The sequence below is a fragment of the Streptomyces sp. SGAir0957 genome, assembly GCF_043523415.1.
In genome coordinates this window covers 5,098,592-5,124,850 of sequence record NZ_CP027293.1, presented here as the reverse complement: position 1 = coordinate 5,124,850, position 26,259 = coordinate 5,098,592, and the positions used below count along the sequence as shown (strand labels likewise).

Annotated in this window: 21 protein-coding genes and 1 other RNA gene; 4 read left to right on the top strand and 18 right to left on the bottom strand. The window is 72.7% G+C overall.

What is annotated here, in order from left to right; genetic code table 11:
• Positions 1-34 precede the first annotated feature (34 nt).
• The 7 genes from C1N81_RS27920 to C1N81_RS27890 all read right to left on the bottom strand — a co-directional run bounded on the left by C1N81_RS27920 (position 35) and on the right by C1N81_RS27890 (position 6,595).
• On the bottom strand, positions 35-844 hold the full coding sequence (locus C1N81_RS27920; protein WP_394433585.1) for an anti-sigma factor family protein: 810 nt from the start codon (positions 842-844) through the stop codon (positions 35-37).
• A complete protein-coding gene (locus C1N81_RS27915; RefSeq protein WP_324774160.1) occupies positions 841-1,416 on the bottom strand; it encodes a sigma-70 family RNA polymerase sigma factor in 576 nt (191 codons plus the stop codon). The genes C1N81_RS27920 and C1N81_RS27915 overlap by 4 nt, the downstream gene beginning before the upstream one ends.
• Positions 1,417-1,532: 116 nt before the next feature.
• On the bottom strand, positions 1,533-2,132 hold the full coding sequence (locus C1N81_RS27910) for a CGNR zinc finger domain-containing protein (RefSeq protein ID WP_394433583.1): 600 nt from the start codon (positions 2,130-2,132) through the stop codon (positions 1,533-1,535).
• A gap of 53 nt (positions 2,133-2,185) precedes the next feature.
• Entirely contained in the window at positions 2,186-2,719 is a 534-nt protein-coding gene (locus C1N81_RS27905; protein ID WP_394433581.1) for a GNAT family N-acetyltransferase, read from the bottom strand.
• A 77-nt stretch (positions 2,720-2,796) separates the two neighbouring features.
• Entirely contained in the window at positions 2,797-3,960 is a 1,164-nt protein-coding gene (locus C1N81_RS27900) for a uroporphyrinogen-III synthase (RefSeq protein ID WP_394433579.1), read from the bottom strand.
• 118 nt (positions 3,961-4,078) lie between these two features.
• On the bottom strand, positions 4,079-5,440 hold the full coding sequence (locus C1N81_RS27895; RefSeq protein WP_394433577.1) for a nitrate/nitrite transporter: 1,362 nt from the start codon (positions 5,438-5,440) through the stop codon (positions 4,079-4,081).
• A gap of 180 nt (positions 5,441-5,620) precedes the next feature.
• Positions 5,621-6,595: a LysR family transcriptional regulator gene (locus C1N81_RS27890; protein ID WP_394433575.1), complete on the bottom strand. Its 975-nt coding sequence runs from the start codon at positions 6,593-6,595 to the stop codon at positions 5,621-5,623.
• A gap of 93 nt (positions 6,596-6,688) precedes the next feature.
• Between C1N81_RS27890 and C1N81_RS27885 the strand changes: the two genes are divergently transcribed.
• Positions 6,689-8,008: an MFS transporter gene (locus C1N81_RS27885; RefSeq protein ID WP_394433573.1), complete on the top strand. Its 1,320-nt coding sequence runs from the start codon at positions 6,689-6,691 to the stop codon at positions 8,006-8,008.
• Here C1N81_RS27885 and dacB read toward each other — a convergent pair.
• The 7 genes from dacB to ftsE form a co-directional block, all read right to left on the bottom strand.
• Positions 7,998-9,602 (bottom strand): D-alanyl-D-alanine carboxypeptidase/D-alanyl-D-alanine endopeptidase, encoded by a 1,605-nt coding sequence (gene dacB, locus C1N81_RS27880; protein ID WP_394433571.1) that lies wholly within the window; start codon positions 9,600-9,602, stop codon positions 7,998-8,000. The two genes, C1N81_RS27885 and dacB, sit on opposite strands and share 11 nt — an antisense overlap.
• 84 nt (positions 9,603-9,686) lie before the next feature.
• On the bottom strand, positions 9,687-10,667 hold the full coding sequence (locus tag C1N81_RS27875; protein WP_394433569.1) for an extracellular catalytic domain type 1 short-chain-length polyhydroxyalkanoate depolymerase: 981 nt from the start codon (positions 10,665-10,667) through the stop codon (positions 9,687-9,689).
• 101 nt (positions 10,668-10,768) lie between these two features.
• Positions 10,769-11,157: a transfer-messenger RNA gene (gene ssrA / locus C1N81_RS27870) on the bottom strand.
• Between the two features lie 111 nt (positions 11,158-11,268).
• Positions 11,269-11,808 (bottom strand): SsrA-binding protein SmpB, encoded by a 540-nt coding sequence (smpB, locus tag C1N81_RS27865; RefSeq protein ID WP_394438284.1) that lies wholly within the window; start codon positions 11,806-11,808, stop codon positions 11,269-11,271.
• A gap of 31 nt (positions 11,809-11,839) precedes the next feature.
• Entirely contained in the window at positions 11,840-13,036 is a 1,197-nt protein-coding gene (locus tag C1N81_RS27860; RefSeq protein WP_394433567.1) for a S41 family peptidase, read from the bottom strand.
• A gap of 78 nt (positions 13,037-13,114) precedes the next feature.
• On the bottom strand, positions 13,115-14,032 hold the full coding sequence (gene ftsX, locus C1N81_RS27855) for a permease-like cell division protein FtsX (RefSeq protein WP_394433565.1): 918 nt from the start codon (positions 14,030-14,032) through the stop codon (positions 13,115-13,117).
• 66 nt (positions 14,033-14,098) lie between these two features.
• Positions 14,099-14,788, bottom strand: a complete 690-nt coding sequence (gene ftsE / locus C1N81_RS27850) for a cell division ATP-binding protein FtsE (protein WP_324767349.1) — start codon at positions 14,786-14,788, stop codon at positions 14,099-14,101.
• Positions 14,789-15,151: 363 nt separating this feature from the next.
• Between ftsE and C1N81_RS27845 the strand changes: the two genes are divergently transcribed.
• A complete protein-coding gene (locus C1N81_RS27845; protein ID WP_394433563.1) occupies positions 15,152-15,340 on the top strand; it encodes a hypothetical protein in 189 nt (62 codons plus the stop codon).
• Between the two features lie 111 nt (positions 15,341-15,451).
• On the opposite strand, the gene C1N81_RS27840 is transcribed toward C1N81_RS27845, so the two are convergent.
• From C1N81_RS27840 to C1N81_RS27825, 4 genes are all read right to left on the bottom strand, one after another.
• The gene (locus C1N81_RS27840) at positions 15,452-16,378 is read right to left on the bottom strand and encodes a hypothetical protein (protein WP_394433561.1); all 927 of its coding nucleotides are present in this window, start codon (positions 16,376-16,378) and stop codon (positions 15,452-15,454) included.
• A gap of 341 nt (positions 16,379-16,719) precedes the next feature.
• Positions 16,720-17,823: a peptide chain release factor 2 gene (gene prfB, locus C1N81_RS27835; RefSeq protein ID WP_394433559.1), complete on the bottom strand. Its 1,104-nt coding sequence runs from the start codon at positions 17,821-17,823 to the stop codon at positions 16,720-16,722.
• 59 nt (positions 17,824-17,882) lie between these two features.
• Complete coding sequence (locus tag C1N81_RS27830; protein WP_394433557.1) at positions 17,883-19,151, bottom strand: serine/threonine-protein kinase; 1,269 nt, start codon at positions 19,149-19,151, stop codon at positions 17,883-17,885.
• Positions 19,152-19,283: 132 nt separating this feature from the next.
• Entirely contained in the window at positions 19,284-20,966 is a 1,683-nt protein-coding gene (locus C1N81_RS27825; RefSeq protein ID WP_394433555.1) for a serine/threonine-protein kinase, read from the bottom strand.
• A 388-nt stretch (positions 20,967-21,354) separates the two neighbouring features.
• Here C1N81_RS27825 and C1N81_RS27820 point away from each other — a divergent pair, with 388 nt between their 5' ends.
• Positions 21,355-24,564 carry an FHA domain-containing protein gene (locus C1N81_RS27820; RefSeq protein WP_394433553.1) on the top strand — a complete coding sequence of 1,070 codons (3,210 nt, stop codon included), beginning with the start codon at positions 21,355-21,357 and terminating at the stop codon, positions 24,562-24,564.
• Between the two features lie 326 nt (positions 24,565-24,890).
• On the top strand, positions 24,891-26,258 hold the full coding sequence (locus tag C1N81_RS27815) for an ABC transporter substrate-binding protein (RefSeq protein WP_394433551.1): 1,368 nt from the start codon (positions 24,891-24,893) through the stop codon (positions 26,256-26,258).
• Position 26,259: the final 1 nt, after the last annotated feature.

The window sequence follows — 26,259 nt, the reverse complement described above, 5'->3', positions numbered from 1 at the left end:
GGCTACGTCCGGCGGGGGCGACCCGGCGGCGGGGTCACGCGTGTACCTCCACCAGTCGCTTCCCGTCGAGGGTCTCGACCTCGAAGCGGTCGATCTGGTCGCGGTCGAAGGCGGCGCCGCCGTGCACGTAGAGCGGGTAGGTGGCGTCCTCGTGCGGGCTGTCCTTGATGCCGTAGCCCCACTTCGGGACGGACCAGGTGGTGACCGTCTCGCGCGCGCCGTTCTTGCCGACGGCGACGAGGCTGCACTTCAGCGGGCCCTTCACGTTCTTCAGCTGGAGGACCGTGTGGGTGCCCCACGTCTTGTCCTCCATGCCGACCGTCGCGCTGACCTTCGTCGTCGCGTCGGTGCCCGACACCTTCTCGTCCATGTGGTGGAAGAAGGCGTCCTCCGCGGGGCTCGTGGGGTGCGGCTCCGCGAGGACCCCGGTGCCGCCGCCGTCGGAGACCGCCATGACCGTGAGCGGGCCGCCGATGATCAGCGCCGCCGCGGCCGCCACCAGGTACAGGGAGCGGCGCCGCTTGCGCCCGCGCCTGCGCGCGACCTCGCCGATCAGCGACTCCGAGAGGCGGCGGCTGGGCGCGGCGGCCAGCGACTCCCCGATGTGCCGGACGGCCGGTGCGTCGCGCCGGGGCGGCAGATCGGCGAGGGCGGCGAGCATCGGCTCCATGCCCGCGAACTCCTCCAGGCGTGCCGCGCACACCTCGCACCCCGCCAGATGGGCCTCGAACGCGCTCGCCTCGGCGTCGTCGAGCACGCCGAGGACGTAGGCGCCGACGGCCTCGTGCACGTCACCCGCCGGGCCGTGCCCGGACGGTCCGTTCGCCCCGTACGCCGACGTCATGCCGTCACCCCCCGCTCCTCAAGCGCCAGCTTCATGGAGCGCAGCGCGTAGAAGACGCGGGAGCGCACCGTGCCGCTGGGGATGCCGAGCGTCTCGGCCGCCTCATTGACCGTACGCCCCTTGAAGTACGTCTCCACGAGCACTTCGCGGTGCGCGGGGGTCAGGTCCTCCAGGGCGTCGGAGAGTGTCATCAGCCACAGCGCCTTGTCGATCTCGTCCTCCGCGGGGATGACCTCCAGCGGTGACGCGTCGACCTCCTGCGGCCGGGCCTGCCGGCTGCGGTGGCCGTCGATGACGATGCGTCGGGCGACCGTCACCAGCCAGGGGCGTACCGAGCCGGTCGCACGGTTGAGCTGACCGGCGTTCTTCCAGGCGCGGATGAGCGTCTCCTGCACGACATCCTCGGCGCGCTGCCGGTCCCCCGCGACCAGCCGCAGCACATAGGCGAGGAGGGGGCGCGCGTGCTCGGCGTAGAGCGCGCGCATCAGCTCCTCGTCCGGCTCCGGCGGCCGGGGCGCACGATGCCGGGCCCGGGGAGGGCGTTCATCGGCCACGGCGGAATCCTTGCGCACGCCTACCTCCGGTGTCCCCGGTTCGACGATCCGGCCGTCTTTTTTCGGCTGGGTTCACGGGAGGGATACGTAACCGAACGCGCGTGTGTTCAAGGGGAGTTGGAAAAAGGCGACCGTCAGGCGCGGGCGAGGGCCGCCCTGCGGCGGTGCCGGGCCACGCGCTCCCGGTTGCCGCACACCTCGCTGGAGCACCAGCGGCGTCTGCGGCCCCGGGACGTGTCGAGGTAGATGATCGGGCAGTTGTCGCCCTCGCACTGGCGCAGGCAGCCGCGGACGGCGGGGTCGGTGAGCAGGTCGACGGCGTCCCGGGCGACGGCCGCGAGCAGGGCCGGGCAGCCGGGCGCGTCGTGCAGCGCGCGGACGAGCGCGCCGTCGGCGGTACGGACGGCGCGGGGCGCGGGCGGGGCGGCGCGGGCGAGCAGGTTGACGCGTTCGAGGGCGGCGGAGGCGGGGCGGCCCGCCAGCTCGCCCCGTACCAACTGGCCGATGTGGAAGCGCAGTTCGCGGAAGGCGGCGAGCCAGGCCGGGGTGCACGCGGTGAGTGCGGCCGGATCGGGGACGAGCTGGGCACCGACGAGCCAGGCGCACAGGCGGTCGGTGGAGGTGAGGCGTTCGTCGGGGTGTGCGGTGGCGACCAGGTCCAGGCAGAGGCGTCCGGAGTCGAACCGCAACTCAGGGAGAGGGGGGAGGGAGGGCTCTGTGGGTACTGCTGCCATGTCCTCTACAGTGCCCGCCCCGCCGCCCCGCCGGAACCCCCGGTAACGGCGGGCTACGTGGACAGGTGCGCGGGCGGCCCGTCGTGCAGCAGGCGCTGGAAGAGGACGTGGTCGCGCCACTCCCCCGCGACGAACAGGTACTTGGGGGGCCTGCCGTACTCGGTGAACCCGCACTTGGCGAGCACCCGCTGGGACGCCTTGTTGTCGGTGAGGGTGCCCGCCTCGACGCGGTGCAGGCCGAGTTCGTCGCGGGCGGCGCGGCAGACCTCCTCGACGGCGGCCGTGACGAGACCCCGGCCGGCGTACGCGCCGTCGGCCCAGTAGCCGAGCACGCCGCTGCACAGGGGGCCGAGGGTGATGCCGTTCAGCATGACGCGGCCGACGACCCGCTCCCCGTCGAACAGCAGCCATGTCCGGCAGTTCGGCTGGGTCAGCCGCTCGGCCTGCGCCGCCGCCGTGTAGAAGCCCGGTTCACGGGGCGGCTCGGTCGCGCTCAGGTGCTCCTGGTTGCGCAGGTACGCGTCGGCGAGGGCCTGGGCGTCCGCGGGGACGGCGGGGCGCAGCTCGATGGTGTCGTTGATCAGCATGGGCGTACGGTACGCGGGGCAGGCCCAGGTCAGCGTGGGTCACCCCGCGTACGTGGCGTCCGCCAGGTCGGCGTCGGTCACCCCGCGTACTTCGCGTCCGCCGACGCCGGGTCGAGCGCGAGCCGGTAGCCGCGCTTGACCACCGTCTGGATCAGCTTCGGCGCGCCGAGCGAGGACCGGAGGCGGGCCATCGCCGTCTCCACCGCGTGTTCGTCGCTGCCCGCGCCGGGCAGCGCGCGCAGCAGGTCCGCGCGGGACACCACCCAGCCGGGGCGGCGCGCGAGGGAGCGCAGGAGCGCCATGCCCGCGGGCGGTACGGGGCGGAGTGCGCCGTCGACCATGACGGCCTGGCCGCGGATCTGCAGGCGGTGACCGGCGACGGGCAACGTCCGCGCCCGGGACGGCAGTTCGTGGCAGAGCAGCTGCACCAGCGGGCCCAGCCGGAAGCGCTCCGGCTGCACCGTGGGCACGCCCCGGTCCTGCAGCGGCAGCGCCGTGACCGGGCCGACGCAGGCCGGGACCACGTCGTGCTCCAGCGCCGCGAGGAGGTCGGGGAGGCTGCCGCGCTCCTCGGCCCGCTTCAGGAGGGAGGCCGCCGCGGGCGCCGAGGTGAACGTCAGCGCGTCCACGCCCCGGGCCAGGGTCGCGTCCAGAAGGCGGTCGACGGGCCCGATGTCCTCCGGCGGCATCCACCGGTACACCGGCACGCCCACCACCTCGGCCCCGGCCTCGCGCAGCGCCTCCACGAAACCGGGCAGGGGTTCGCCGTGCAGCTGGACGGCGACGCGCCGGTCCTGGACGCCCTCGGCGAGGAGCCGTTCGAGGACCTCCGCCATCGACTCCGACGACGGCGACCACTCCTCGGTGAGGCCCGCCGCGCGGATCGCGCCCTTGACCTTCGGGCCGCGCGCGAGGACCTCCACCCCGCGCAGGCGGGCGAGCAGCGCCTCCCCGAGGCCCCAGCCGTCGGCGGCCTCGACCCAGCCGCGGAAGCCGATCGCGGTGGTGGCGACGACGATGTCGGGGGCGTGGTCGAGGAGTTCCTTGGTCGCGGAGAGGAGTTCGCTGTCGTCGGCGAGCGGCACGATCCGCAGCGCGGGCGCGTGCAGCACGGTGGCGCCGCGGCGCTTGAGGAGCGCGCCGAGTTCGTCGGCGCGGCGTGCGGCGGTCACACCCACGGTGAACCCGGCGAGCGGGCCGTGCGCCGGCTCCGCCCCGGGGGGCTGCTGTGCGTCGTCCATGCTGGTTCTCGTCCCGCTCGACGGTCGTGTCGGTGCTGTGGCGCCGGCGTCCGAGCCTGTCAACTCGGCGTGACGGGCCCGGATCGGCGCCATTGCGTACGTGTTACGGGCCCGCCGCTCACACCTCGGCGTAGCTGAGCTGCGGCTTCGCCTCCGCGTTCGGGGCGGGCACGGAACGCGCCGCCGGACCTCGAAGGTATACGGCCCAGGTGACCGCGAAGCACACCGCGTAGAAGACGAGGAAGGAGACGAAGGCGCCGGTGCCGGTGCCCGCCGTCTGGAAGGATTGCCGGAACGCGAGGTTGATGCCGAGTCCGCCGAGCGCCCCGGCCGCGCCGATCAGCCCCATGGAGGCACCGGAGAGCCGCCGCCCGTACGCGGCCGCCTCCTCGCCGGTGAGGCCGAGGCCGAGCGCCTTGGCGTGGAAGATGCCGGGGATCATCTTGTACGTGGACCCGTTGCCGAGCCCGCTCAGCACGAACACGACGATGAAGGCGACGGTGAACAGGGTGAGGGACTCCTCGACCGACGCCAGGACGACGACGGCGGTCGCGGCGCCCATCGCGACGAAGTTCCACAGCGTGATGCGGGCGCCGCCGAACCGGTCCGCGAGCCGCCCGCCGACCGGCCTGATCAGCGAGCCGAGCAGCGGCCCGATGAAGGTGACCCCGGCCGCCTGGAGCGGGGTGCGGCCGAACTGTGTCTGCAGGACGAGGCCGAAGGCGAACGAGTAGCCGATGAACGAGCCGAACGTGCCGACGTAGAGGAACGCCATGATCCAGGTGTGGCCGTCCCTGGCGGCGTCGCGCGCGGCGCCGGTGTCGTTCTTCACCGACGTCAGGTTGTCCATGAACAGGGCCGCGCAGACCGCCGAGACGACGATCAGCGGGAGGTAGACGCCGAGCAGGACGCGCGGGCCGCCGCCCGCGCCGATGACGGCGAGCGCGACGAGCTGGATGACGGGGACGCCGATGTTGCCGCCGCCCGCGTTCAGGCCGAGGGCCCAGCCCTTCTTGCGCAGCGGGAAGAAGGAGTTGATGTTCGTCATGGAGGAGGCGAAGTTGCCGCCGCCGACGCCGGTGAGCGCCGCGCACAGCATGAACGTGCCGTACGAGGTGCCCGGCTCCATGACGGCGAAGGCGAGGGCGGTCGGCACGAGCAGCATGGTCGCCGAGATCACCGTCCAGGTGCGCCCGCCGAACACGGCGACGGCGAACGTGTAGGGCACGCGCGCGAAGGCGCCGACCAGCGTCGCCATGGAGACGAGGAAGAACTTGCCCGCCGGGTCGATGCCGTACTCGGGCCCCATGAACAGGACCATGACCGACCACAGGGACCAGATCGAGAAGCCGATGTGTTCGGAGAGGATGGAGAAGACGAGGTTGCGCCGGGCCACCTTGGCGCCCGTCTCCTCCCAGAACGTCTCGTCCTCGGGGTCCCACCGCTCGACCCACTCACGGGTCCCGCTCCGGCCTGCCATCTCACGCCTCCAGGGTCACGGATCCTGCCTTCCGTCCGACGGTAGGGAGGCGGGGTTTCCGGACTGTGGCGCGCGATGACCGGCGGGGAACGTTGCTCTCACCCGCTGCCGGGGCGCTCGGTGAGGGCGCCGGGCTCCTCCCGTCGCTCCAGGGTCACGGCCCCTCGGGGGGAACGCCCGTCACCCGCGGCTCAGCATGACGAGGGCGTCCGGTTCCGGCAGCCACGTGTCCGCGGGGCGGTCGAGCCAGCCCTCCTCCTCGGCGAGCGCGGCCGCGGCGGCCCGCAGCGCGTCGATCCCGGGATGCTTCTGCCCCTTGCGCCACACGAGCGACACCGGTGACAGCGGGACGGGGTCGACGATCGGCCGGAGCACCGATCCGGGCATGGGCGGGAAATCGATCCCGGCCAGCACCGGGTGGCGGTACTTGGCCATGATCCGCCGGAACTCCTCCTCCCCGACGGCGAGCGGCGCGGGCGGCGCGACCCGGATGCCGCGCCCGTCGAACAGCCGCCGGGCGAGATCGGTCCACTCGGGCGTACGGGGATTGCCGGCGCCCGCATAGAGCGTCTCCCCCGCGAGCCGGTCGAGCGGTACGGCGTCGAGACCGGCGAGGGGGTGGTCGTCGGGCAGCATGACCGCCATCGGCTCGTAGCGCAGGGGTTGCTGGGCGAGGCGCTCGCGCACGGCCGGGTCGAGCCCCGCGAACCGGCCGAAGGAGACGTCGATGCGCCCGGCGAGGAGCTCGGCGGCGGCGTACGTCAGGCCGCTCTCGAAGCGCGCCATCAGCTCGTGCCCGGGCGCGAGCGCGCGGGCCCGCGCGAGGACCCGCTCGTGCACGAGCCCGGGGCTGTTGACGTCCACGAGCAGCGGGCGCTCCTCGGACCCGGGCCGCGTGAACGCGGCGAGCAGCTCGTCCTGCGCCTCGATCACGCGGCGCGCGTACGGCAGCAGCCGCGCGCCCTCGGCGGTGAGCGTGACCTGCCGTGTCGTCCGCCCGAACAGCTCGGCGCCCAGCTCCCGTTCGAGCCGCCGGATGTCCCGGCTGAGCGCCTGCTGGGCCACGTAGAGCCGGGCGGCGGCCCGCGTGAAGTGCAGCTCGTCGGCGACGGCGAGGAAGGCGCGCAGGAGGCGCGGGTCGAGGGTGGTGGCCATCGGGAGAACCTACAACGACTTACAACACAGGTGAGTGAATGGGTACGGAGTAGGTGTTGGACCGGGGGTACCACCTGCGGTGACGCTCTTGGCATGCCTGAGACAACCACCCCGACCGCCACACCGTCCGCCACCCCGACCGCCGCTCCGCCCGCCACCCCGTCCGCCCCCGCGACCGCGCCCGCCGCCCCAAGAATGACCTACGCCCGGCTCTTCGCCGTCCCCGGCGCCCGCGCCTTCACCCTCGGCAACCTCCTCGCCCGCTTCCCGCAGGGCATGTTCAGCATCAGCGCCGTCATCATGATCTCCGGCACGCGGGGCTCGTACGCGCTCGCCGGCGCCGTCACCGCGACGGGCCTCGTCGCCAACGCGGTCGTCGGCCCCTGGACGGCACGGCTCGTCGACCGGTTCGGGCAGGCCCGCGTCGCCGTCCCCGCGACGGTGATCTCCGCGTGCGGCTCGCTCGCCCTCCTCCTGTGCGTGCACTTCGGGGCGCCGAACTGGACGCTGTTCGCCGCGTACCTCGCGTCGGCGGCCACGCCCAACACGGGCGGCATGTCCCGGGCCCGCTGGGCACACCTCCTCAAGGGCGACGCGGACGCCCTGCACACCGCGAACTCCTTCGAACAGGCGGCGGACGAGCTGTGCTACATGCTCGGCCCGGTCATGGCCGCCTTCCTGTGCGGCACCCTGTTCCCGGAGGCGGGCACGCTGGTCAGCGTCGTCCTCATGGTGACCGGCGTACTGATCTTCGCCGCTCAGCGGGCCACGGAACCCCCGCCCCACGCCCGTACGGAGACGACGAGAACGCCGCTGCGCGCGCGTGGCATGCCGCCGCTCCTCATCGCCTTCCTCGCGACGGGCGCGATCTTCGGCTCCCTCGAAGTCGTCACGGTCGCCTTCGCGGACGCGCAGGGCCACAAGGCGTGGGCAGGCGGCATCCTCGCGCTCCAGGCGGCGGGGTCGTGCGCGGCGGGCCTCGTCTACGGGGCGGTCAGGCCGGCGGGCCCGGCCGACCGGCGCCACCCGGTGTGCGTCGCCGCGATGGCCGCCCTCATGACACTGCCGCTGCTGGCGGCGGCCCTCACCGGTTCGCTCCTCGCCCTCGGCGGGGCGCTCCTGGTCGCGGGCATGGCGACGGCACCGACGATGGTGACGGGCATGACCCTCGTCCAACAGCGCACACCCGCCGCCCAGTTGAACGAAGGCATGACGCTCGCCGTGACCGGTCTGCTCGGCGGCATCGCGTGCGGCTCCGCGACCGGCGGCGCCGCGGTGGAGCACTGGGGCCCCACCGCGGCGTACACCGTCCCGGTCGTGGCGGCGGCGACGGCGTTGCTGCTCGCGGTCTACGGATACGTACGTGTGCGGGGTGTGCGGGGTGTGCGGCGTGTGCGGGGCGTCAGCAGGTGACGGGCTTGCGCCACGAGCATTCGAGCCCGTCGGCGGTGTCCGGCACGGACGTCCTCGCCCTCGGCTTCGGGACGACATCCGCCGCCGCCTTCTCCGCGGTCGACTCGGCGAGCGTGACGACGATCGCGTCCTCCAGCGGCTTCACCGAGTCGGCGAGGTAGTTGTTCTGGACGACGCTGTAGACCAGCTCGCGCCCGTCCGCGTCCTTGACGTACCCCGACAGGGCGCTGGCCCCGGTCAGCGAGCCGGTCTTGCCGCGGGCGTTGAGCGCGGCCGGGGTGTCGCACATCCGCGTCCGCAGCGTCCCTCCGACGAACCGGTCCGGGGCGCAGGCCACCGGCAGCGACGTGTACCAGTCGGCGTACCAGGGCTCGTCCCGTACGGAGAGCAGCAGGTCGGCGAGTTGCCGGGCGGCGAAGTTGTTCTTGCGCGACAGGCCCGAACCGTCGACCTGGCGGATCTTGCCCGTGTCGACCCCGGCGGTCTTCAGGTAGGAGGCGACGGCGGCGATCCCGTCGCCCCAGTTGCCCGGCCGGCCCGTCGCCTCGTACGCCATGGCCTTGGTGAGCGACTCGGCGTGCATGTTGTTGGACAGCTTCATGAACGGGATGAGCAGGTCCTTCAGCGCCATCGAGTCGTGCGTGGCGAGCGCCGTCGCCCCGGCCGGGGCGGCCCGGCCCAGCCTGGTGGCGCCGCTCACCCGCACCCCGTGCGTGGCGAGCGCGTCGCGGAAGACGGCGGCGGCGTACCCGGTCGGCTCCCACACGGTGACCCACTCCTTGGTGGTGTCCCCGCCGACCGGCACGGTCCCGCCGACGGTGATCGTGTTGGTGCCGTGCTGCCGCTCGACGGCGATGCTGTCCGCCCCGGCGGCGGCGACGGTGCGCGCCCGCACGTCGAAGCGCACGTAGTCCGTCTCCGGCGTGGTCCGCACCCGGGGCCTGTCCCCGGCCTTCTTCCCCGGCTCGACCTCGACGATGACGGTCCCGGTGTCGTAGTCGGTGTCGGGTGCGACGCTGAGCGCGGAGATCTGGGCGGCGTAGTACGAGGACTCGTCGTCGGCGCCCCAGGTGTCGCCCTGGCGCCGGTCGTCGAACCGGGTGTCGTCGGCGACCAGCCGCCCGTCCACCCTTCTCACCCCGGCGGCGGCGACATCGGCGGCGAGCCGGTCGTAGTCGGCGGCGAGCGTGGTCGGGTCGCCGGTCCCCCGCAGATACAGGTCGCCGCGCAGCACCCCGCCGCGCACGCGCCCACCCGCGAGCACGTCCGTCGTGAACCGGTAGCCGGGGCCGAGCACCCCCATGGCCGCCGTCGACGTGGCCAGCTTGGTGTTGGACGCGGGCATGAGCCGCCCGGTCGGGTTGTGCTGGTACAGGGTCTCGCCGGTGGCGGCGTCGGCCACGACGACACTGGCCGCGCCGCCCTCCATCCGCGGGTCCCCCAGGATGGTGTCGATCGCCTCGGACAGTCCGCTGGGGTCGCCGTCGGCCCCGGCGCTCCCGCCCCACGAGAGGGTGGCGGCGGCCACACCGAGGACGACGGGCCAGACCCATCTCCGGTACGCCTTACGAGGTTCGCTGTCAGCTCTGCTCATGCCACAGGAGCATCCCGGACGCCCGGGGCCCGGCCAAGCCCCGAGAGTCGGCCAAGCCCCGAGAGTCGGCCAAGCCCCCAGGGATCAGCCAAGCCCCCAGGAGTGCCCGAGCACCTGGGCGGCGCACAGGTTCACGTCGAGGAGGTACGCCCCCGCGGTCCCGCACTGCGCGGCGCCGGTCCCCGGATCGACGGGCTGCCCGTGCCCCATGCCGGTGATGCTGTACGTCTCGACGGCGGTGGCCCCGGAGGCGTCGCGGAAGACCTGGTGCGGATACCCGGCGACGCTGTCGCTGGCGTCGGCGACCTGGTCGGCGCCGCGCACATCGGTCCACTGCTTGGTCAGGTCGGTCATGTTGACGGGCTTCACGGTGTAGTCGGCGCTGCCCTGGAACACGGTGAGCCGCGGCCACGGCCCCGCGTACCCGGGCCGCGCGGCCCGCACCCGGTCGCCCCACTGCCCGGCGCTCTGCGTGGCCCCGACATACATGCAGACGTACGGGGACCCGGCGGCCTGCGCGCACCCGTAGGGCAGCCCGGCGACGACGCCCCCCGCGGCGAACTTCTCCGGGTAGGCGGCCATCATCACGGCCGTCATGGCGCCGCCCGCGCTGAGCCCGGTCACATACACCCGGGACGGGTCCGCGCCCGCGTCGGCGACCTGCTTGTCGACCATCTGCGCGACCGAGGCGGCCTCGCCCTGCCCGCGCGCGATGTCCCCGGCCTGGAACCAGTTGAAGCAGGACTGGAGGTTGTTGCCCGACGCCTGCTGCGGCAGCACGACGGAGAACTTCCACCGCTCGGCCAGCTCGGTCCACCCGCTCCCGGTCCCGTACCCGGCGGCGTTCTGCGTACAGCCATGCAGCACGACGACGACGGGCCGCCCACCGGCCAGCCCCTCAGGCACGTACCGGTACATCTTCAGGCCCCCGGGATTGGACCCGAACCCGGCGACTTCCTGCACCCCCGGCGCGGCGGCACCCGCCTGCGGCACAGCGGGCAGAAAGAAGGCGAGAAGAGCGAGCAGGACGGTCGCGGCTCTGGTGCGTGTACGCGTGTGTGTCATGGGGAGCGAAGGTAGAACCGGGCCCGGGGGGCCGATATGGGGCGGGCCCACACAACGACAAAGGCCCGGCTGTGTGAACAGCCGGGCCTCAGCGCATGGGGTGGTGGAGATGGCGGGAATCGAACCCGCGTCCAACGGTGCAGCAGCAGGGCTTCTCCGAGCGCAGTTCGCTGCGATTTTCTCGGCCCCGGAGATCACGCGAACAAGTCTCCGACGGGCCCAGTCGCTGTTTGATTTCCCATCGAACCCCGCGACCGGGCTCGATGGTTTAGTCCCCTAGATTATGCCAGGGTCCGGGTCGGGAACATCCCCGGGCTGACACCCATTTAGGGTCCTTCAGTCACTGCTTATTAGGCAGCGAGGGCGAAGGACTGGGAATCGCTCTTGGAATTGGCGATTATTGGTTGCGACATATGGTTTACGAGATCATTGCCGCTTCCTCGGCTCGCTTCCCCTGCTTCGACAGCCGCTGTCGAAACCGATCATCCCCATGTTGTTTTTTCAATGTGGGACCTTGCGGTCCCGGTGCCCCTGCCGTGAGGAGCAGTCCCATCGTACGTGACCAACGGGCGCGGGTGCCAGCTTATTCCCCGGCGCCGCCTCAGCCCTGCTGCGCCCGCTGGCGCCGCTTCGCCGCCGCGATGGCACGGTCTGATTCCCGCCGGTCCTGCTGCTCACGCAGCGTCTGGCGCTTGTCGTACTCCCGCTTGCCCCGGGCGAGCGCGATCTCGGCCTTGGCCCGGCCGTCCTTGAAGTACAGCACCAGCGGCACGATCGTGTGCCCGGTCTCCTGCGACTTCGACTCCAGCTTGTCGATCTCCTCGCGGTGCAGGAGCAGCTTGCGCTTGCGGCGCACGGAGTGGTTGGTCCAGGTGCCCTGGCTGTACTCGGGGATGTGGGCGTTGTGCAGCCACGCCTCGCCGCCGTCGATCTGCACGAAGCCGTCGACCAGCGAGGCCCGCCCCTGGCGCAGCGACTTGACCTCGGTGCCGGTCAGCACGAGGCCCGCCTCGTAGGTGTCGATGATCGCGTAGTCGTGGCGCGCCTTCTTGTTCTGCGCGACGATCTTGCGCTTGCCGTCCTTCTTGCCGGACGCGTCCCCCTTGCCCTGCTTGGGCTGGGACTCCTTCGGTACATACATTCCCTTGGCCATAGTGCTGGCCATTTTCGCACTACGAGGGGGTACCGAGGCCACTCAATACCGTCTCGGCCCGCTGCCTGGCGCCGTCCTCGGCCTCCAGGTCGGGGGTGATGCCGTGGCCGTCGACGCCCCGGCCGCCCGGGGTGCGGTAGTGGCCGACGGTCAGCTCCGCGACGGAGCCGCCGGGGAGCCGGCTCGGCATCTGCACGGAGCCCTTGCCGAAGGTCCTGGTGCCCACGACGACCGCGCGGCCGCGGTCCTGGAGGGCGCCGGTGAGCAGTTCGGCCGCGCTCATCGTCCCGCTGTCGACGAGCACGACCACCGGTCTGGTGGTGTCCCCGCCGCGCGCGGCGTGCAGGGCGCGCTGTTCACCCCGTACGTCGTACGTGGCCACGAGCCCGCCGTCCAGGAACGCGGAGGCCGCGCTGACCGCCTCGGTGACCAGGCCGCCGGGGTTGCCCCGCAGGTCCAGGACGATGCCCGCGCGCGCGGGCGCCTCGCGCACCGCCCGGCGCACCTGGGCTCCGGTGCCCTTGGTGAAGGCGCTGACCTTGATCAGTTCGGCGCCGGAGGCGAGGCGGGTCGTCGTGACGTTGTCGGTGGTCAGGTTGGCGCGGTGCAGTGTCTCGCTCCACGCGCGCGTGCCCCGCCGCAGCCCGACGCGTACGGGGGTGCCCGCGTGCTCACCGCGCAGCAGCCCGAGGACCTCGGTGACGGGGCGCCCGGTGACGGGCTCGCCGTCGACGGCGGAGATGCGGTCGCCCTCGCGGATCCCGGCGAGCTGCGCGGGCGAACCGGAGCGGACCTTGGTGATCTGGACGTCCCCGTCGGCGGCGCGGCGGGCGCGCAGGCCGACGCCGGTGTACTCGCCGTCGAGGGACTGCTCGAACTCCTCGAACTCGCCCTGCGAGTAGACGGCGCCCCAGCGGTCGCCGCTGCGGCTGACGGCCTCCTCGGCGGCGAGCGTCGGGGACTTGCCGTCCTGGACGGCCTCGGCGGCCGCCTCGGTCGGGTCGGTCGGGCGGTCGGCGATGTGGCGCTGGGGCGCGGCGGCGACGGAACGGCCCGGTTGCGTGGCGGAATCCTCCGCGTCGTCGGGCCAGGAGCCGGTCGCGGCGCCCGCCACGAGCACGCTCGCGAAGACGAATGTCAGGGCCGCCCCGCGACCGATGCGGCGGGGCCCAGGGTGCGCGGCGAGCGCGTGGAACAGATCCTGGCGGCCTGACATGCCGGTGAGTCTAGGACAACCTGGGGCGCCGTACGGGAGGTTGACCCGCCCGGCGCCCCGTTGCCCGGGGGACTCTCGTCACACCTTCAGGTACTTGCGCAACGCGACGAACGCGGCCAGCGCGGGCATCAGGACGCTCACCGCGAGGATGAGCGGCAGCTTCGTGAGCACCGCGTCCCAGCCGATGAAGTTGATGAGCTGGAGCTTGTCGGAGAGCGCCACACCGTTGTCGATCACGAAGTACTGGCCGGCCGCCAGGAAGATACAGGCGATGCCGCCGCCGATGAGTCCGGCGACCGCCGCCTCCATGATGAACGGCGCCTGGATGTAGAACCCGGACGCGCCGACGAGCCGCATGATGCCGGTCTCGCGGCGCCGGGAGAACGCGGACACCCGCACGGTGTTCACGATCAGCAGCAGCGCGACGACGAGCATCACGAGCATCACGGCCCCGGCCGCGTAGTTGAGGTAGCCGAGCAGCCGGAAGAGGTTGTCGAGCACGCCCTTCTGGTCCTGCACGGACTGCACACCGGCACGGCCGTTGAACGCGGTCGCGATGACCTCGTACTTCTCCGGGTCCTTGAGCTTGATCCGGTACGACTCCTGCAGCTGGTCCGGGGTGAGGGAGCTGGCCAGCGGCGAGTCGCCGAACTGCTCCTTGTAGTGCTTGTACGCCTCGTCCTGGGACTCGTACGTCACGTTCTGGACGACGTCCATCTTGCCGAGGTCGTCCTGGATCTGCTTCTTCTGCTCGGCGGTGACCGGGCCCTTGGCGCAGTTCGGGTCGGACTCGGCGTCTCCCTTGTTGCACAGGAAGATCGAGACGTTGACCTTGTCGTACCAGAAACCCTTCATCTGGTTGACCTGGTCGCTCATGAGCAGCGAGCCGCCGAACAGGGCGAGCGAGAGGGCCACCGAGATGATGACGGCAAAGGTCATCGTGAGATTGCGGCGGAGACCGACACCGATCTCCGACAGAACGAATTGGGCACGCATAGCGCTTACTGAGCCTTTCGCAGCTTCTCTCTCGGTACTTCTACTTGAATCTCTGTCCGGTACTTCTCAGTGCTGGTAGCCGTAGACGCCGCGCGCCTGGTCGCGGACGAGGCGGCCCTTCTCCAGCTCGATGACGCGCTTGCGCATCTGGTCCACGATGTTCTGGTCGTGGGTCGCCATGACGACGGTGGTGCCCGTCCGGTTGATGCGGTCGAGCAGCTTCATGATGCCGACCGACGTCTGCGGGTCCAGGTTGCCGGTGGGCTCGTCCGCGATCAGCAGCTTGGGGCGGTTGACGAAGGCCCGCGCGATGGCGACACGTTGCTGCTCACCACCGGACAACTCGCCCGGCATCCGCTCCTCCTTGCCGCCGAGCCCGACGAGGTCGAGCACCTGCGGCACGGCCTTGCGGATCTCGCCGCGCCCCTTGCCGATGACCTCCTGGGCGAACGCCACGTTCTCCCCGACGGTCTTGTTGGGCAGCAGCCGGAAGTCCTGGAAGACCGTGCCGAGCTGGCGGCGGATCTGCGGGACCTTCCAGTTGGAGACGCGGGCCAGGTCCTTGCCGAGGACGTGCACCTGGCCGTGGCTGCACCGCTCCTCGCGCAGGATGAGCCGCAGGAACGTCGACTTTCCGGAGCCGGACGAGCCGACCAGGAAGACGAACTCGCCGCGCTCGACCTCGAGGGAGACATCCCTGAGGGCGGGGCGGGTCTGCTTCGGATAGACCTTGGAGACGTTGTCGAATCGGATCACGGAGCGCCTCGGAGCGTCGGGTTGCGTCGGGGGCGGGGGTGCGGTGCGGGGCCTGCGGGGCACCCCCTCGGTGTGCGTGACCATACGCGAACCGGCACACGCAGCGCAGGCGCCGTCCCTGGTTGCGCGTTTTGTCCCGGTGCGCGGTCACGGACAGTGCCGTTTTTGTCCGTCCCGGGCCTGGTCAGGGCGGCCGGGCGGACGTCTTCAGCCAGGTCGTCCGAGGGGGCCGCGCCGAATCCGCGGGAAGCTGGCACAGTGGAGTGGGAACGGTTGCGTTTCCGGGAGCGTTGAGCGGAGAGAACCAGTGGGAACCTGGCAGACGTCGCAGCCGGCTCCGCCGCGCGGGAGGAGGACAGGCGCATGACCTATGACCGCTTGGTGTGCGCGAACTGCGCGGCGCCGGTGAGCGAGGGCCGCTGCCCGGTGTGCCGGGCGAACCGTGAGCGGCTCCAGCAGAGCCCGTTCGCGGGGCTGAACCCGATGGCGCTGGTCGCGCTCGTCGCGATTCTCATCGCGGCGATGGCGCTGCTCGCCCATCAGACCGTCTAGCCCGCGGTATTTGATCTTTCAGAGCACGCGGAAGGGCCCGGAGCTGTGGCTCCGGGCCCTTCCGTGCGCACTGGCGTGTGCGCCGCGTTGTTCAGTTGTCACACAGAGGTGTTACGCGGCTGCGCCACGGTTGTTCGCGAGGCGCGGCAGGAACCGGAAGCCCACGCCGCCCGCGATCATGGTCGCGGCGCCGATGAGCAGGACGGTGGTGCCGTCGGCACCGGTCTCGGCCAGCTCGCCGTCGTTCTTGCCCTGAGCGCCGGTCTGCTCCGCAGGGGTCGAGCCGGTGTCCTGCAGGCTGTCCTTGCCCTGGCCCTGCTCGACGGGGTTGTTGTTGCCGTCGGGGTTGGTGTTGTCGACGCCACCGGAGCCGCTGCCGCCGTTGCCACCGGTCTGCGAGCCGCCCGTCTGGGAGCCGCCCGACTGCGAGCCGCCGGACTGGTTCCCACCGGACTGGTTGCCGCCGGCGTCGTTACCGCCCGCGTCGTTGCCACCGGCGTCATTGCCGCCCGCGTCGTTGCCACCGGCGTCGTTACCGCCCGCGTCGTTACCGCCCGCGTCGTTGCCACCGGCGTCATTGCCGCCCGCGTCATTGCCGCCCGCGTCGTTGCCACCGGCGTCGTTACCGCCCGCGTCATTGCCACCGGCGTCATTGCCACCGGCGTCGTTACCGCCCGCGTCGTTGCCACCGGCGTCGTTACCGCCCGCGTCATTGCCGCCCGCGTCATTGCCGCCCGCGTCGTTACCGCCCGCGTCATTGCCGCCCGCGTCGTTGCCACCGGCGTCATTGCCGCCCGCGTCGTTACCGCCGTCGACACCGCCGTCGACGCCACCATCGACGCCGCCGTCCACACCACCGTCGGTGGCGCCGTTGAGCACGCCCACCTTCAGGCCGTCCTCGTTGGCCTCGACGCTCGCCAGGCCCGGGACGTTGATCTCAAGGGCGGAGGCGGCACCCGCTGCGGTCAGCGACGCACCGGCGGCGATCACCGCTCCGGCCGCTATCCGCGCTACGCGGATCCGCGTCTTCTTGGTCATATGTCTGCTACCCCCAGTAGCCAATTGTCATTGGAGCAGCGCCCGGGACCACGTTCAACCGGGGTGCAGCAGGCATCGAATTCGACCCGGCCCCCGTTCACACGCGTCCCACTGATACGCATGCCGCGCGCCAGCCTTCCCAGTTTTCGGATCAGCGTCAAGGTCGTTGCGTACGCGATGGCCCGTTATAGGGCGACTTGACCGCCGTACGGTCATGTGACTGTGACGTAAAACGCCGAAGGACCTTCACAGTTGGGGGTGGGCCCTCACGGAACAAGGCAACTGCCGTGACGCACACGGCAGTTGCCTTGTCGATAAATCACGGGAAGCGCGAGCGCGGGTTACTTCTCCTGCTGCTTGCGCCAGCGAATTCCGGCCTCGATGAAGCCGTCGATCTCACCGTCGAGCACGGCCTGCGGGTTGCCGACCTCGCACTCGGTGCGCAGGTCCTTGACCATCTGGTAGGGGTGCAGGACGTAGGAGCGCATCTGGTTGCCCCACGAGCTGCCGCCGTCCTTGAGGGCGTCCATCTTGGCCCGCTCCTCCTGGCGCTGGCGCTCCAGGAGCTTGGCCTGCAGCACGTTCATCGCCGTGGCCTTGTTCTGGATCTGCGAGCGCTCGTTCTGGCAGGAGACCACGATGCCGGTGGGGAGGTGGGTCAGGCGGACCGCGGAGTCCGTCGTGTTGACGCCCTGGCCGCCGGGCCCGGAGGAGCGGTAGACGTCGACGCGCAGGTCCGACTCGTCGATCTCGACGTGGTCGGTCTGCTCGACGACGGGGAGCACCTCGACACCGGCGAACGACGTCTGGCGGCGGCCCTGGTTGTCGAACGGGGAGATGCGCACGAGGCGGTGCGTGCCCTGCTCGACGGAGAGCGTCCCGTACGCGTACGGCGCCTGGACGGCGAAGGTGGTCGACTTGATGCCGGCCTCTTCCGCGTACGAGGTCTCGTAGATCTCCGTCTTGTAACCGTGGCGCTCGGCCCAGCGCAGGTACATGCGCTGGAGCTGCTCGGCGAAGTCGGCGGCGTCGACGCCGCCGGCCTCGGCGCGGATGTTGACCAGCGCCTCGCGGGAGTCGTACTCGCCGGAGAGGAGCGTACGGACCTCCATCTCGTCCAGCGCCTTCTTGACCGAGGTCAGCTCGGACTCGGCCTCGGCGCGGGTGTCGGAATCGTCCTCCTCCTCGGCCATCTCGAAGAGGACGGAGAGGTCGTCGATCCGGCCGCGCAGCGCCTCGGCCTTGCGGACCTCCGCCTGGAGGTGGCTCAGCTTGCTGGTGATCTTCTGCGCCGCCTCGGGGTCGTCCCACAGGGACGGCGCGGCCGCCTGCTCCTCGAGCACGGCGATATCTGCCCTCATCTTGTCGAGGTCCAGGACGGCCTCGATCGACTCCATGGTCGAGGAGAGGGACTTCAGCTCTTCGGAAACATCGACGACTGCCACAAGACCAGCCTAACGGCTGAGGCAAGTGATCTGTTCCGGGCGGTCCGGCGGGCCCGGGCCTAGGGGATCTCCGGGGCTGAGTTGTTGCTGTCGCCGGGCGGGGTCTCGTCCGAGCCGGAGGAGGTGACGGCCCAGACGCCGCCGCCGATGGCCGCCGCCGCCACGAGGCCGACGACGCCCAGCGTGATGCGGCGGCGCCGCGCGGGGTGCCGGTTGCGGGCCGAGCCGGGGCGGCGGGCGCCGGTGGCGCGCGGCGCGCGGGCGGTGCCGCGGGCGCCCCCGGCCAGCTCGTCGGGGGCGGGGACGCGCATCGAGGTGTGGGTGTCGCGGTTGGAGTCGGCGGAGGCGGCGCCGGGGACCAGGGAGACGGCGCCGCGCCGGGGTGCGGCGGGCTCGGCGGCGTCCGGGGCGGCGGAGCGGGGCCGGTCGGCGGACGGGGCGGTGTCCTCGTCGCTGTCGTCGCCCTCGGTGTCGTCGGGGTCGTGGACGTCGAGCGGGGCCATGCCCGCCAGCATCGGGGCCAGCTCGCGCAGGCGGGCGGCCAGCTCGGAGGCGCGCAGCCGGGAGGCGGGGGCCTTGGCGAGGCACTGGATGAGGAGCTGCCAGAGCTCGTCGGGGATGCCGGGGAGCGGGACGACCGTCTCCGTGACATGGCGGCGCAGGATGGCGCCGGGGTGGCCGCCGCCGAACGGGGTGAACCCGGCGAGCAGCTCGTAGAGGACCGTCGCGAGGGCGTAGATGTCGACGGCGGCGCGCGGCGGGAGGCCCTCGATGATCTCGGGGGCGAGGTAGTCGGGGGTGCCGATGATTTTCGTGGCGCGGGTGCGGCGCGGGGTGTCGATCAGCTTGGCGATGCCGAAGTCGGTGAGGAGGGCGGGGTGGGCGCCGCCGGGGCCGAGCGGGCCCTCCATGTCCAGGAGCACGTTCTCCGGCTTGACGTCGCGGTGGACGATGCCGGCGGCGTGCGCGGCGGCCAGCGCGTCGGCGATGTCCGCGGCGATGGCGACGGCGGCCTCGGGGGCCAGGCGCTTCTCGCGGTCCAGGCGGGTGCGCAGGTCGGTGCCGCGGACCAGGTCCATGACGAGCGCCAGGTCGTTGCCGTCGACGACGAGGTCGTGGACGCCGACCACGCGCGGGTGGTCGAGACTCAGCAATGCGGTGCGCTCCTGGACGAAGCGGCCGACCAGCTCCTGGTCGGAGGCGAGGTCCTCGCGCAGCATTTTGATGGCGACAGGACCCTCCGGTCCCTCACCCAGCCACACCGTGCCCGCACTGCCGCGCCCCAGGATCTGGTGTGCGGTGTACCGGCTGCCGATCTTCCGTGCCAAGGCTGCTCCTACAGACGCGTGTTGGCGCCCAAGCTACGCGGCTCGGACGCCAACCAACGCATCAGGAGGCGAAATCACCCGCTGGGTGTCGACAAATCTCCAACATCGCCTGTCGGCACCGGCCGCGGGCGGCTAGTTGCTCAGGCTGCCGATCCAGTCCGTGACCGTCGTGAACCAGTCGGAGAGCTGCGCCCAGTACCCCTTGCCGGTGCCGATCCAGTCCTGGAGCGGGGTGAACTCCCAGACCAGCCAGGACACCACGAAGAGGATCACGATCATGAACAGGCAGCCCTTGAGGCAGCCGAGACCGGGGATCTTCATCGGGTTGGCGCCGCGGCGGCGCGGCTCGCGCGGTTCCCTCGGCTCGCGCGCGGGCGGCGCCTGGCGCGGCGGCGCGGGCGGCGCGTACTGCTGCGGCTGCGGGCGCGGCTGCCGGCGCTGCGGGGCGTACTGCTCGGGCTGCTGCTGCGGTCGCTGCTGGCGTCCGCGCGGCTGCTGCGGGGCGTACTGCTGCGGCCCGGGCTGCTGCTCGGGCCGCGCGACCTGGCGCTGCGGGCGGCGGCGCAGGGGGTCCTCGTTCGGGTCGAGGTACTGGACCTGCGTCTGCTCGTTGCGGTCGCGGGCGGCGCGCATCTGGTTCTGCCAGGGGTGCGGGTCGTCCGGGTCGCCGCTCTGCGGCTGCTGCCCCGGCTGGTGCGGCGGGACGGGCGGCATGACGGCGGTCGGGTCGGCGGCGCCCCGATGGGGCAGCACGGACGTCGGATCGGCGTCCGCATACTGGTTGCCCTGACTGGCCTGATTGCCCTGCTGCTGCATGACGCTGGTGGCGGCGTTCGGGTCGTACGTCGCCGCGTTGCTCGGCAGCACCTGGGTCGGGTCGGCGGCGCCCGGGACCTGCGCCGGGTCCGGGTCGGGCGCGAGGAGGGCGCCGACGCCCTCGGCGGCGGCGATCTGCGCGCTGCTCGCGTGCACGCCGATGCCCTCGGCGACGGTGCGCAGCGCCCGCGCGAGGTTCTCGGCGCTCGGCCGGTCGTCCGGGTTCTTGCTCAGGCAGCGCTCGATGACCGTCCACAGCGGGTCGGGGACGGTGGAGGGGCGCCGGGGTTCGGCGCTGAGGTGCTGGTGCAGGACTTCGAGCGCGGAGCCGCCGGAGAACGGCGGGCGCCCGGTGACCAGCTCGTACAGCAGGATGCCCGCGCCGTAGATGTCGACGGCGCTGGTCTGCGGGCGGCCCTCGGCGGACTCCGGGGCCACGTACGCGGGCGTGCCGACGAACTCGTGGGTGCGGGTCAGGCCCGGGGAGTCGGCGAGGCGCGCGATGCCGAAGTCGGTGAGCATGGGGTGCATGCCGCCGTCGTCCTGCTTCAGCAGCACGTTGGCCGGTTTCAGGTCGCGGTGCACGACGCCGTCGGCATGGCTGGCGGCGAGCGCGTCGGCGATCTGGGCGGTCAGGAGCGCGGCCGCGACCGGCGAGAACGGGCCGTTCTCGCGCAGGTAGCGGTGCAGGTCCGGGCCGTCGACCAGGTCCATCACCAGGGCGAGCAGCTCTCCCTCGACGACCAGGTCGCGGGTGCGCACGATGTTCGGGTGCGTGAGCCGGAGCAGGACGGAGCGCTCGCGCAGGAAGCGCATCACCACGTCCGCGTCGTTGGCCAGCTCCTCCTTGAGGACCTTGATGGCGACGGTCTCGCCGGGCTGCCCTGCGACGGCCGCCTCGGCGCCCGCGGTCTCCCGCTGGCGGGCTCGCCAGACGGTGCCCGTGGCGCCGCGTCCGAGCGGCTCCTCGAGCAGGTACTTGCTGCCTACCGGCCGCACGTCATGCGCTCCCTGCATCGGTACTTGCGTGATCTGCCCCGGTCCCGGGTGCCGCGACCCACTCTAGTGGCGGCTCATGGGGTCCTGGTGAGAACAGACCCGCGACAAACCTGTGTTCGACGTGAAGACGCATGTACCCGGCCCTTGGTTGCCGGAGGGCGACGTGAGTGATCTCAACCGGCACCGAGGCGGCCCGCAGCAGGCACTTTTGCGGGCAGAGCCGACCAATCAAGATCATTTATGGGTGGGGGGCGGGCGTGTTGTCAGTGGCAGGTGCGAGGATGCCTGCAGCACTGGCTGATGTGCCCGTGGCGAGGGGGACGCGCGGTCGGGGGGACCGCGGGCCGACCCGTCCCGGGCGCCCGCGCAGAAGGGACCGCAGACGGCGATGCAGATCCGCCTTACCGTCGTAGACCCCCTGGGCCCGCGCCCCGACGCGGCCACGCGCGAGGGAGCCGCGAGCACCGCGGTGGACGTGCTGGTCACCGCGCCGGGCGGGACCGCGCTCGCCGCCGTCGCCTCCGGGCTCGCCGCCGCCGTCGCGGGCGGAGACGCGCCGTCCTCCGTCCTGTACGCGGGCGCCGAGCGGCTCGACGCCCAGCGCTGCCTGCTCGGCGAGCCGCCGCTGACCGACGGCGCGGTGCTCTCCCTCGGCGCCCCCACCGACCCGGGCCCCGACCCCGACGACGGCGCGGCGCAGCTGCACGTGGTGGCCGGGCCCGACGCGGGCGGCGTCCACCTGCTCCACGGCGGCCAGGTCCGCATCGGCCGCTCCGCCGACGCGGACGTGCCGCTGGACGACCCGGACGTCTCCCGGCTGCACTGCGCGGTGACGCTCTCCGCGGACGGCCGCATCACGGTCGTCGACCTGGACTCGACGAACGGCACGACCCTCGACGGCCGCCCCCTGGACGAGCGCCCCGTCCGCCTCGCCCCCGGCGCGCTCCTGCGCCTCGGCGAGTCGGCGCTGCGGGTCGTGACGGCGGGCGACACGGCCCGCCCGGCGGCGGTGGCCACGGCGCCGGACGGCGAGGGACACGTACGGGTCGCGTGCGGCGGCGGGACCGGCCCGGCTCCGGCGGGCGGCCGGGCACCCGGCACCTCCGCGACGCCCCCCGCGTCCTCCGCCTCTTCCGCGTCCTCCGCCGCCTCCGCTTCCTCCGCGACATCCACGTCCCCCGTGTCCTCAGCGTCCTCCACGTCCTCCGCGTCCGACGAGACCCGGCACGCCTACGGGGACGCCTCCTGGGGGGCCGCGGGCGAGAGTCAGGAACCGGGCGCCCGGCCCGTCGTCCCCGGCCAGGGCGGCGCCCCCGGCCTGGAACAGGTGGCGTCCGGCACCCCGGCGCGCGGCACGGCGCTGCCCCGGGCGCAGCGCCGCAAGGGCGGTCTCGGGCGGCTGCTGCGGCGCGGGCGGGACGGGCAGGAACAGGACCAGCAGCACGAGATCCACGAGCCGTACACGCTGCGCACCCCGCACATGCCCGCCCCGTACGAGGACGGGCCGGATCCGGCGCCGCCGCCCGCGGGACCCTCGACCACCGAGACCTGGCCGGACGCCGCGGCCCTGCTGCTCACCGCGCTGGGCCCCGGCCCCCGGCTGTGGGAGCGCCGCCCCGGGCACCCGGAGGAGCTTGCGGTGCGGCTCGGCACCGTCGACCGCACGGGCCCGGGGGGCGGCGGGCTGCTGCCCGCGGTCCCGGTGACCGTGGGCCTCGCCGAGGCCGGTGCGCTCGGCCTGGCCGGTCCGCGGGCGCGGCTCGCGGGGCTCGCCCGGTGCGTCCTCGCGCAGCTCGCCGCGTTGCACGCGCCGGACCGCCTGGAGATCGTGCTGATCGCCACGGACCGGGCCAGGAGCGCGCAGGAGCGGATCGCCGAGTGGTCCTGGCTCGGCTGGCTGCCGCACGTGCGCCCGGTACACGGGCAGGACTGCCGGCTGCTGCTCGCCTACGACCGGGAGCAGGCGGCCGCGCGCACGGGCGAGCTGCTGCGGCGCCTCGAGGACCACGCGGCGGGGCTGCGCCCCGGGCGGGAGGAGTCGGCGGCCGGGGAGGACGCGGCCGTCGTCCCGACCGTCGTGGTCATCGACGGCGACCCGGGCTCGGCGACGCTGCGGGAGGCCGCGGCGCGCCTGGCCGCCGAAGGGGCACCGGCCGGGATCCATGTGCTGTGCCTGTCGGAGGCGCCCGCCGCGTCCCCCGCGTCCCCCGTCGACGACACGTACGAGGCGGCGTGCGCGCAGAGTCCGGCGTTCCGGGCGTGCGGTGCCGTGGCGCTGCTCAGCGGTGACGTGGCGACGGCGCTGCGGCTGCACCGGGCGGCGCGGGGGCAGCTCGTGGGGCACGGGACGGTCGCGGCGGTCGACGCGGTGTCGCTGCCGTGGGCCGAGCGGTTCGCGCGGGCGCTCGCGCCGTTGCGCACGGACGCGTCCGGCGGGGCCGGGGAGCGGCAGGCGCGGGTGTCCGCGCCGTTGCCGCAGTCGGCGCGGCTGCTGGACGAGTTGGGGCTCGCGCGGGCGACCCCGGCGTCGCTGATGGCGCGGTGGGCGGCGGCCGCCGATGACGCGGGGTCGGTCGGGGGCCGGGTGTGGGCGGTGCTGGGGGCGGGGCCGCGCGGTCCCGTCGCCGTGGACCTGGCCGCGGACGGACCGCACCTGCTGATCGAGGGGCCGCCGGGCAGTGGCCGTACGGAGCTGCTGCGGTCGGTCGCGGCGTCCCTGGCGGCGGCCGAGCGGCCCGACCGGCTCGGCATCGTCCTGGTGGACGGGCAGGGCGGTGGTACGGGTACGGGGAGCGAGCGGACCGAAGGGCTGCGGGTCTGCACGGACCTGCCGCACGTCACCACGCACCTGGCCGCCAACGACCCGGTGCGCATGCGCGAGTTCGCGCAGTCGCTGACGACGGAGCTGAAGCGGCGGGCCGAACTCATAGGGCGTACGCACTTCACGGAGTGGCACACGCAGCGGGCCGTCGCCGGACGGATGGTGGCCCAGCGGGCCGCGCCGCCCGGCTCCGGCGGGGCCGGGGACCTGGAGGCGACGACCAGCTCGACGATCCGGTTGCGGGCGGGCGGGGCACGCGAGAAGGCGGAGCCGCCCGCGCTGCCGCGGCTCGTGGTGGTCGTCGACGACCTGGACGCCTTGCTGGCCCCGCCGTTGGGGTCGCCGGGGCGGCCCGCCGCGGGGTCCGTCGTCCGGGCGATCGAGGCGGTCGCGCGGGACGGGGAGCGGCTCGGGGTGCATCTCGTGGCCGGGTCCGGGGTGGGTTCCGGGCCCGGGTGGGGGGCGGCCCGGCCCCGGGTCGTCCTTGATCCGGCGGGGTCCGGGGTGGAGGATCCGGCGCCCGGGCGCGGCCGTCTGCTGGGGGCCGACGGGCGGGACACCGGGGTGCAGGTGGGCCGGGTCACCGGGCGTATCCCCCGTACGGCCACGCAGCGGCCGACCGTCGTCGCCCTGGACTGGGCCCGTATGGGTGATCCGCCGGACCGTCGCCCCGTACGGGAGCTGGGCAACGGGCCGACGGATCTGGCCCTGCTCGCCTCCGCGCTCGAGCGGGCGGCGCGCTCGGTCTCGGCGCAGGAGGTCCCCTCCCTGCTGTAGCGCCCTCGCGCCGGGCGGGGCTCCTCTCTGGAGTCCCGCTGCACGACTTTCTGGAGTCCCGCTGCACGACTTTCTGGAGTCCCGCTGCACGACGCACCGACGGAGGCTCGAAGATCCGGTCAGGGGCGGGGCGGCGAGAGCGCAGAGGGGTGCCGGGTTCCCGGGGTCAACTCCTGCCCCGCACAACGACGTTGACGCATCACGACCCCGTCACGATCACCCCCCTGAGCGCACAGGCACCCTTGCCGGTCATCCCTGGTCGGGCGTAGACCAGTGCGCACGGGACACCGCTCGGGTGAAGCGTTCAGGACGAGAACGGGGCAGCGATGCGCAGCACTCTTCGTACACCCATATTCCGCCGGGCCCTCGTGGCCGTGGCCGTGGGCTCTCTGGCCCTCGGGCTCACCTCGTGCGGGGACGACGGCAAGGACGACAAGTCCAGCGGGGGTGAGAGCAAGTCCCCCGCGAACGGTGTCCAACTGCCGAAGCTGGACGGCGCGTCGCTGGAGATCGCCGCGGTGTGGACCGGTGACGAGCAGAAGAACTTCAAGCAGGTGCTCGCGGAGTTCGAGAAGCGGACGGGCGCGAAGGTCACGTTCGTGCCGGCGCAGGACCCGATCATCAACTTCCTGGGGTCGAAGGTGGCGGGCGGCGCCCCGCCGGACGTCGCGATGCTGCCGCAGCCGGGCGCGATCAAGCAGGCGGTGGACAAGAAGTGGGCGAAGCCGCTGGGTCCCGAGGCCCAGGCGCAGCTCGCGAAGAACTACAGCAAGGGCTGGCAGGATCTCGGCAAGGTCGACGGCAAGCAGTACGCCGCGTATTACAAGGCCGCCAACAAGTCGCTGGTCTGGTACAACACCGCCGTCTTCGAGAACGCGGCGGCGAAGGAGCCGAAGACCTGGAAGGAGTTCCTGGCGACGGCGCAGACGATCTACGACTCGGGGGTCACCCCGGTGTCGATCGGCGGGGCCGACGGCTGGCCGCTCACGGACTGGTTCGAGAACATCTACCTCTCGCAGGCGGGCCCGGAGAAGTACGACCAGCTGGCGAAGCACGAGATCAAGTGGACGGACCCGTCGGTGAAGCAGGCGCTGACGACGCTGGCGCAGCTGTGGGGCAAGAGCGACTTCATCGCGGGCGGCAACAAGGGGGCCGTGCAGACGGAGTTCACGAAGTCGGTGGAGCAGACGTTCACCGGCGGTGACCAGCCGAAGGCGGGCATGGTCTACGAGGGCGACTTCGCGCAGGTCAACATCCAGCAGACGAAGGCGAAGATAGGGACGGACGCGAAGGTGTTCCCGTTCCCGGCGGTGGGCGCGGACGCCCCGGTGGTCAGCGGCGGTGACGCGGCGGTGCTGCTGAAGGACTCGAAGGCGTCGCAGGCGCTGGTGACGTGGCTGGCGTCGCCGGAGGCGGCGACGATCCAGGCGAAGCTGGGCGGCTATCTGTCCCCGAACAAGAGCGTGGAGCTGTCGGCGTACCCGAACGAGGTGCAGCGCACCATCGCGAAGGCCGTCATCGGCGCGGGCGACGACTTCCGCTTCGACATGTCGGACCAGACCCCGCAGGCGTTCGGCGGCACCCCGGGCAAGGGCGAGTGGAAGGCGCTCCAGGACTTCCTGGTGAACCCGAAGGACGTGGCGGGCACGCAGGCGACGCTCGAGGCCGAAGCGGCCAAGGCGTACAAGGGCTGAC

Coding starts and splice junctions, on each gene's coding strand:
- C1N81_RS27815 (WP_394433551.1), top strand. CDS start 24,891: ATGCGCAGCACTCTTCGTACACCCATATTCCGCCGGGCCCTCGTGGCC.
- C1N81_RS27860 (WP_394433567.1), bottom strand. CDS start 13,036: ATGTCAGGCCGCCAGGATCTGTTCCACGCGCTCGCCGCGCACCCTGGG.
- C1N81_RS27875 (WP_394433569.1), bottom strand. CDS start 10,667: ATGACACACACGCGTACACGCACCAGAGCCGCGACCGTCCTGCTCGCT.
- C1N81_RS27820 (WP_394433553.1), top strand. CDS start 21,355: ATGCAGATCCGCCTTACCGTCGTAGACCCCCTGGGCCCGCGCCCCGAC.
- C1N81_RS27905 (WP_394433581.1), bottom strand. CDS start 2,719: ATGCTGATCAACGACACCATCGAGCTGCGCCCCGCCGTCCCCGCGGAC.
- ftsX (WP_394433565.1), bottom strand. CDS start 14,032: ATGCGTGCCCAATTCGTTCTGTCGGAGATCGGTGTCGGTCTCCGCCGC.
- C1N81_RS27900 (WP_394433579.1), bottom strand. CDS start 3,960: ATGGACGACGCACAGCAGCCCCCCGGGGCGGAGCCGGCGCACGGCCCG.
- C1N81_RS27885 (WP_394433573.1), top strand. CDS start 6,689: ATGCCTGAGACAACCACCCCGACCGCCACACCGTCCGCCACCCCGACC.
- dacB (WP_394433571.1), bottom strand. CDS start 9,602: ATGAGCAGAGCTGACAGCGAACCTCGTAAGGCGTACCGGAGATGGGTC.
- C1N81_RS27910 (WP_394433583.1), bottom strand. CDS start 2,132: ATGGCAGCAGTACCCACAGAGCCCTCCCTCCCCCCTCTCCCTGAGTTG.
- C1N81_RS27920 (WP_394433585.1), bottom strand. CDS start 844: ATGACGTCGGCGTACGGGGCGAACGGACCGTCCGGGCACGGCCCGGCG.
- C1N81_RS27890 (WP_394433575.1), bottom strand. CDS start 6,595: ATGGCCACCACCCTCGACCCGCGCCTCCTGCGCGCCTTCCTCGCCGTC.
- C1N81_RS27845 (WP_394433563.1), top strand. CDS start 15,152: ATGACCTATGACCGCTTGGTGTGCGCGAACTGCGCGGCGCCGGTGAGC.
- C1N81_RS27840 (WP_394433561.1), bottom strand. CDS start 16,378: ATGACCAAGAAGACGCGGATCCGCGTAGCGCGGATAGCGGCCGGAGCG.
- C1N81_RS27895 (WP_394433577.1), bottom strand. CDS start 5,440: ATGGCAGGCCGGAGCGGGACCCGTGAGTGGGTCGAGCGGTGGGACCCC.
- smpB (WP_394438284.1), bottom strand. CDS start 11,808: ATGTATGTACCGAAGGAGTCCCAGCCCAAGCAGGGCAAGGGGGACGCG.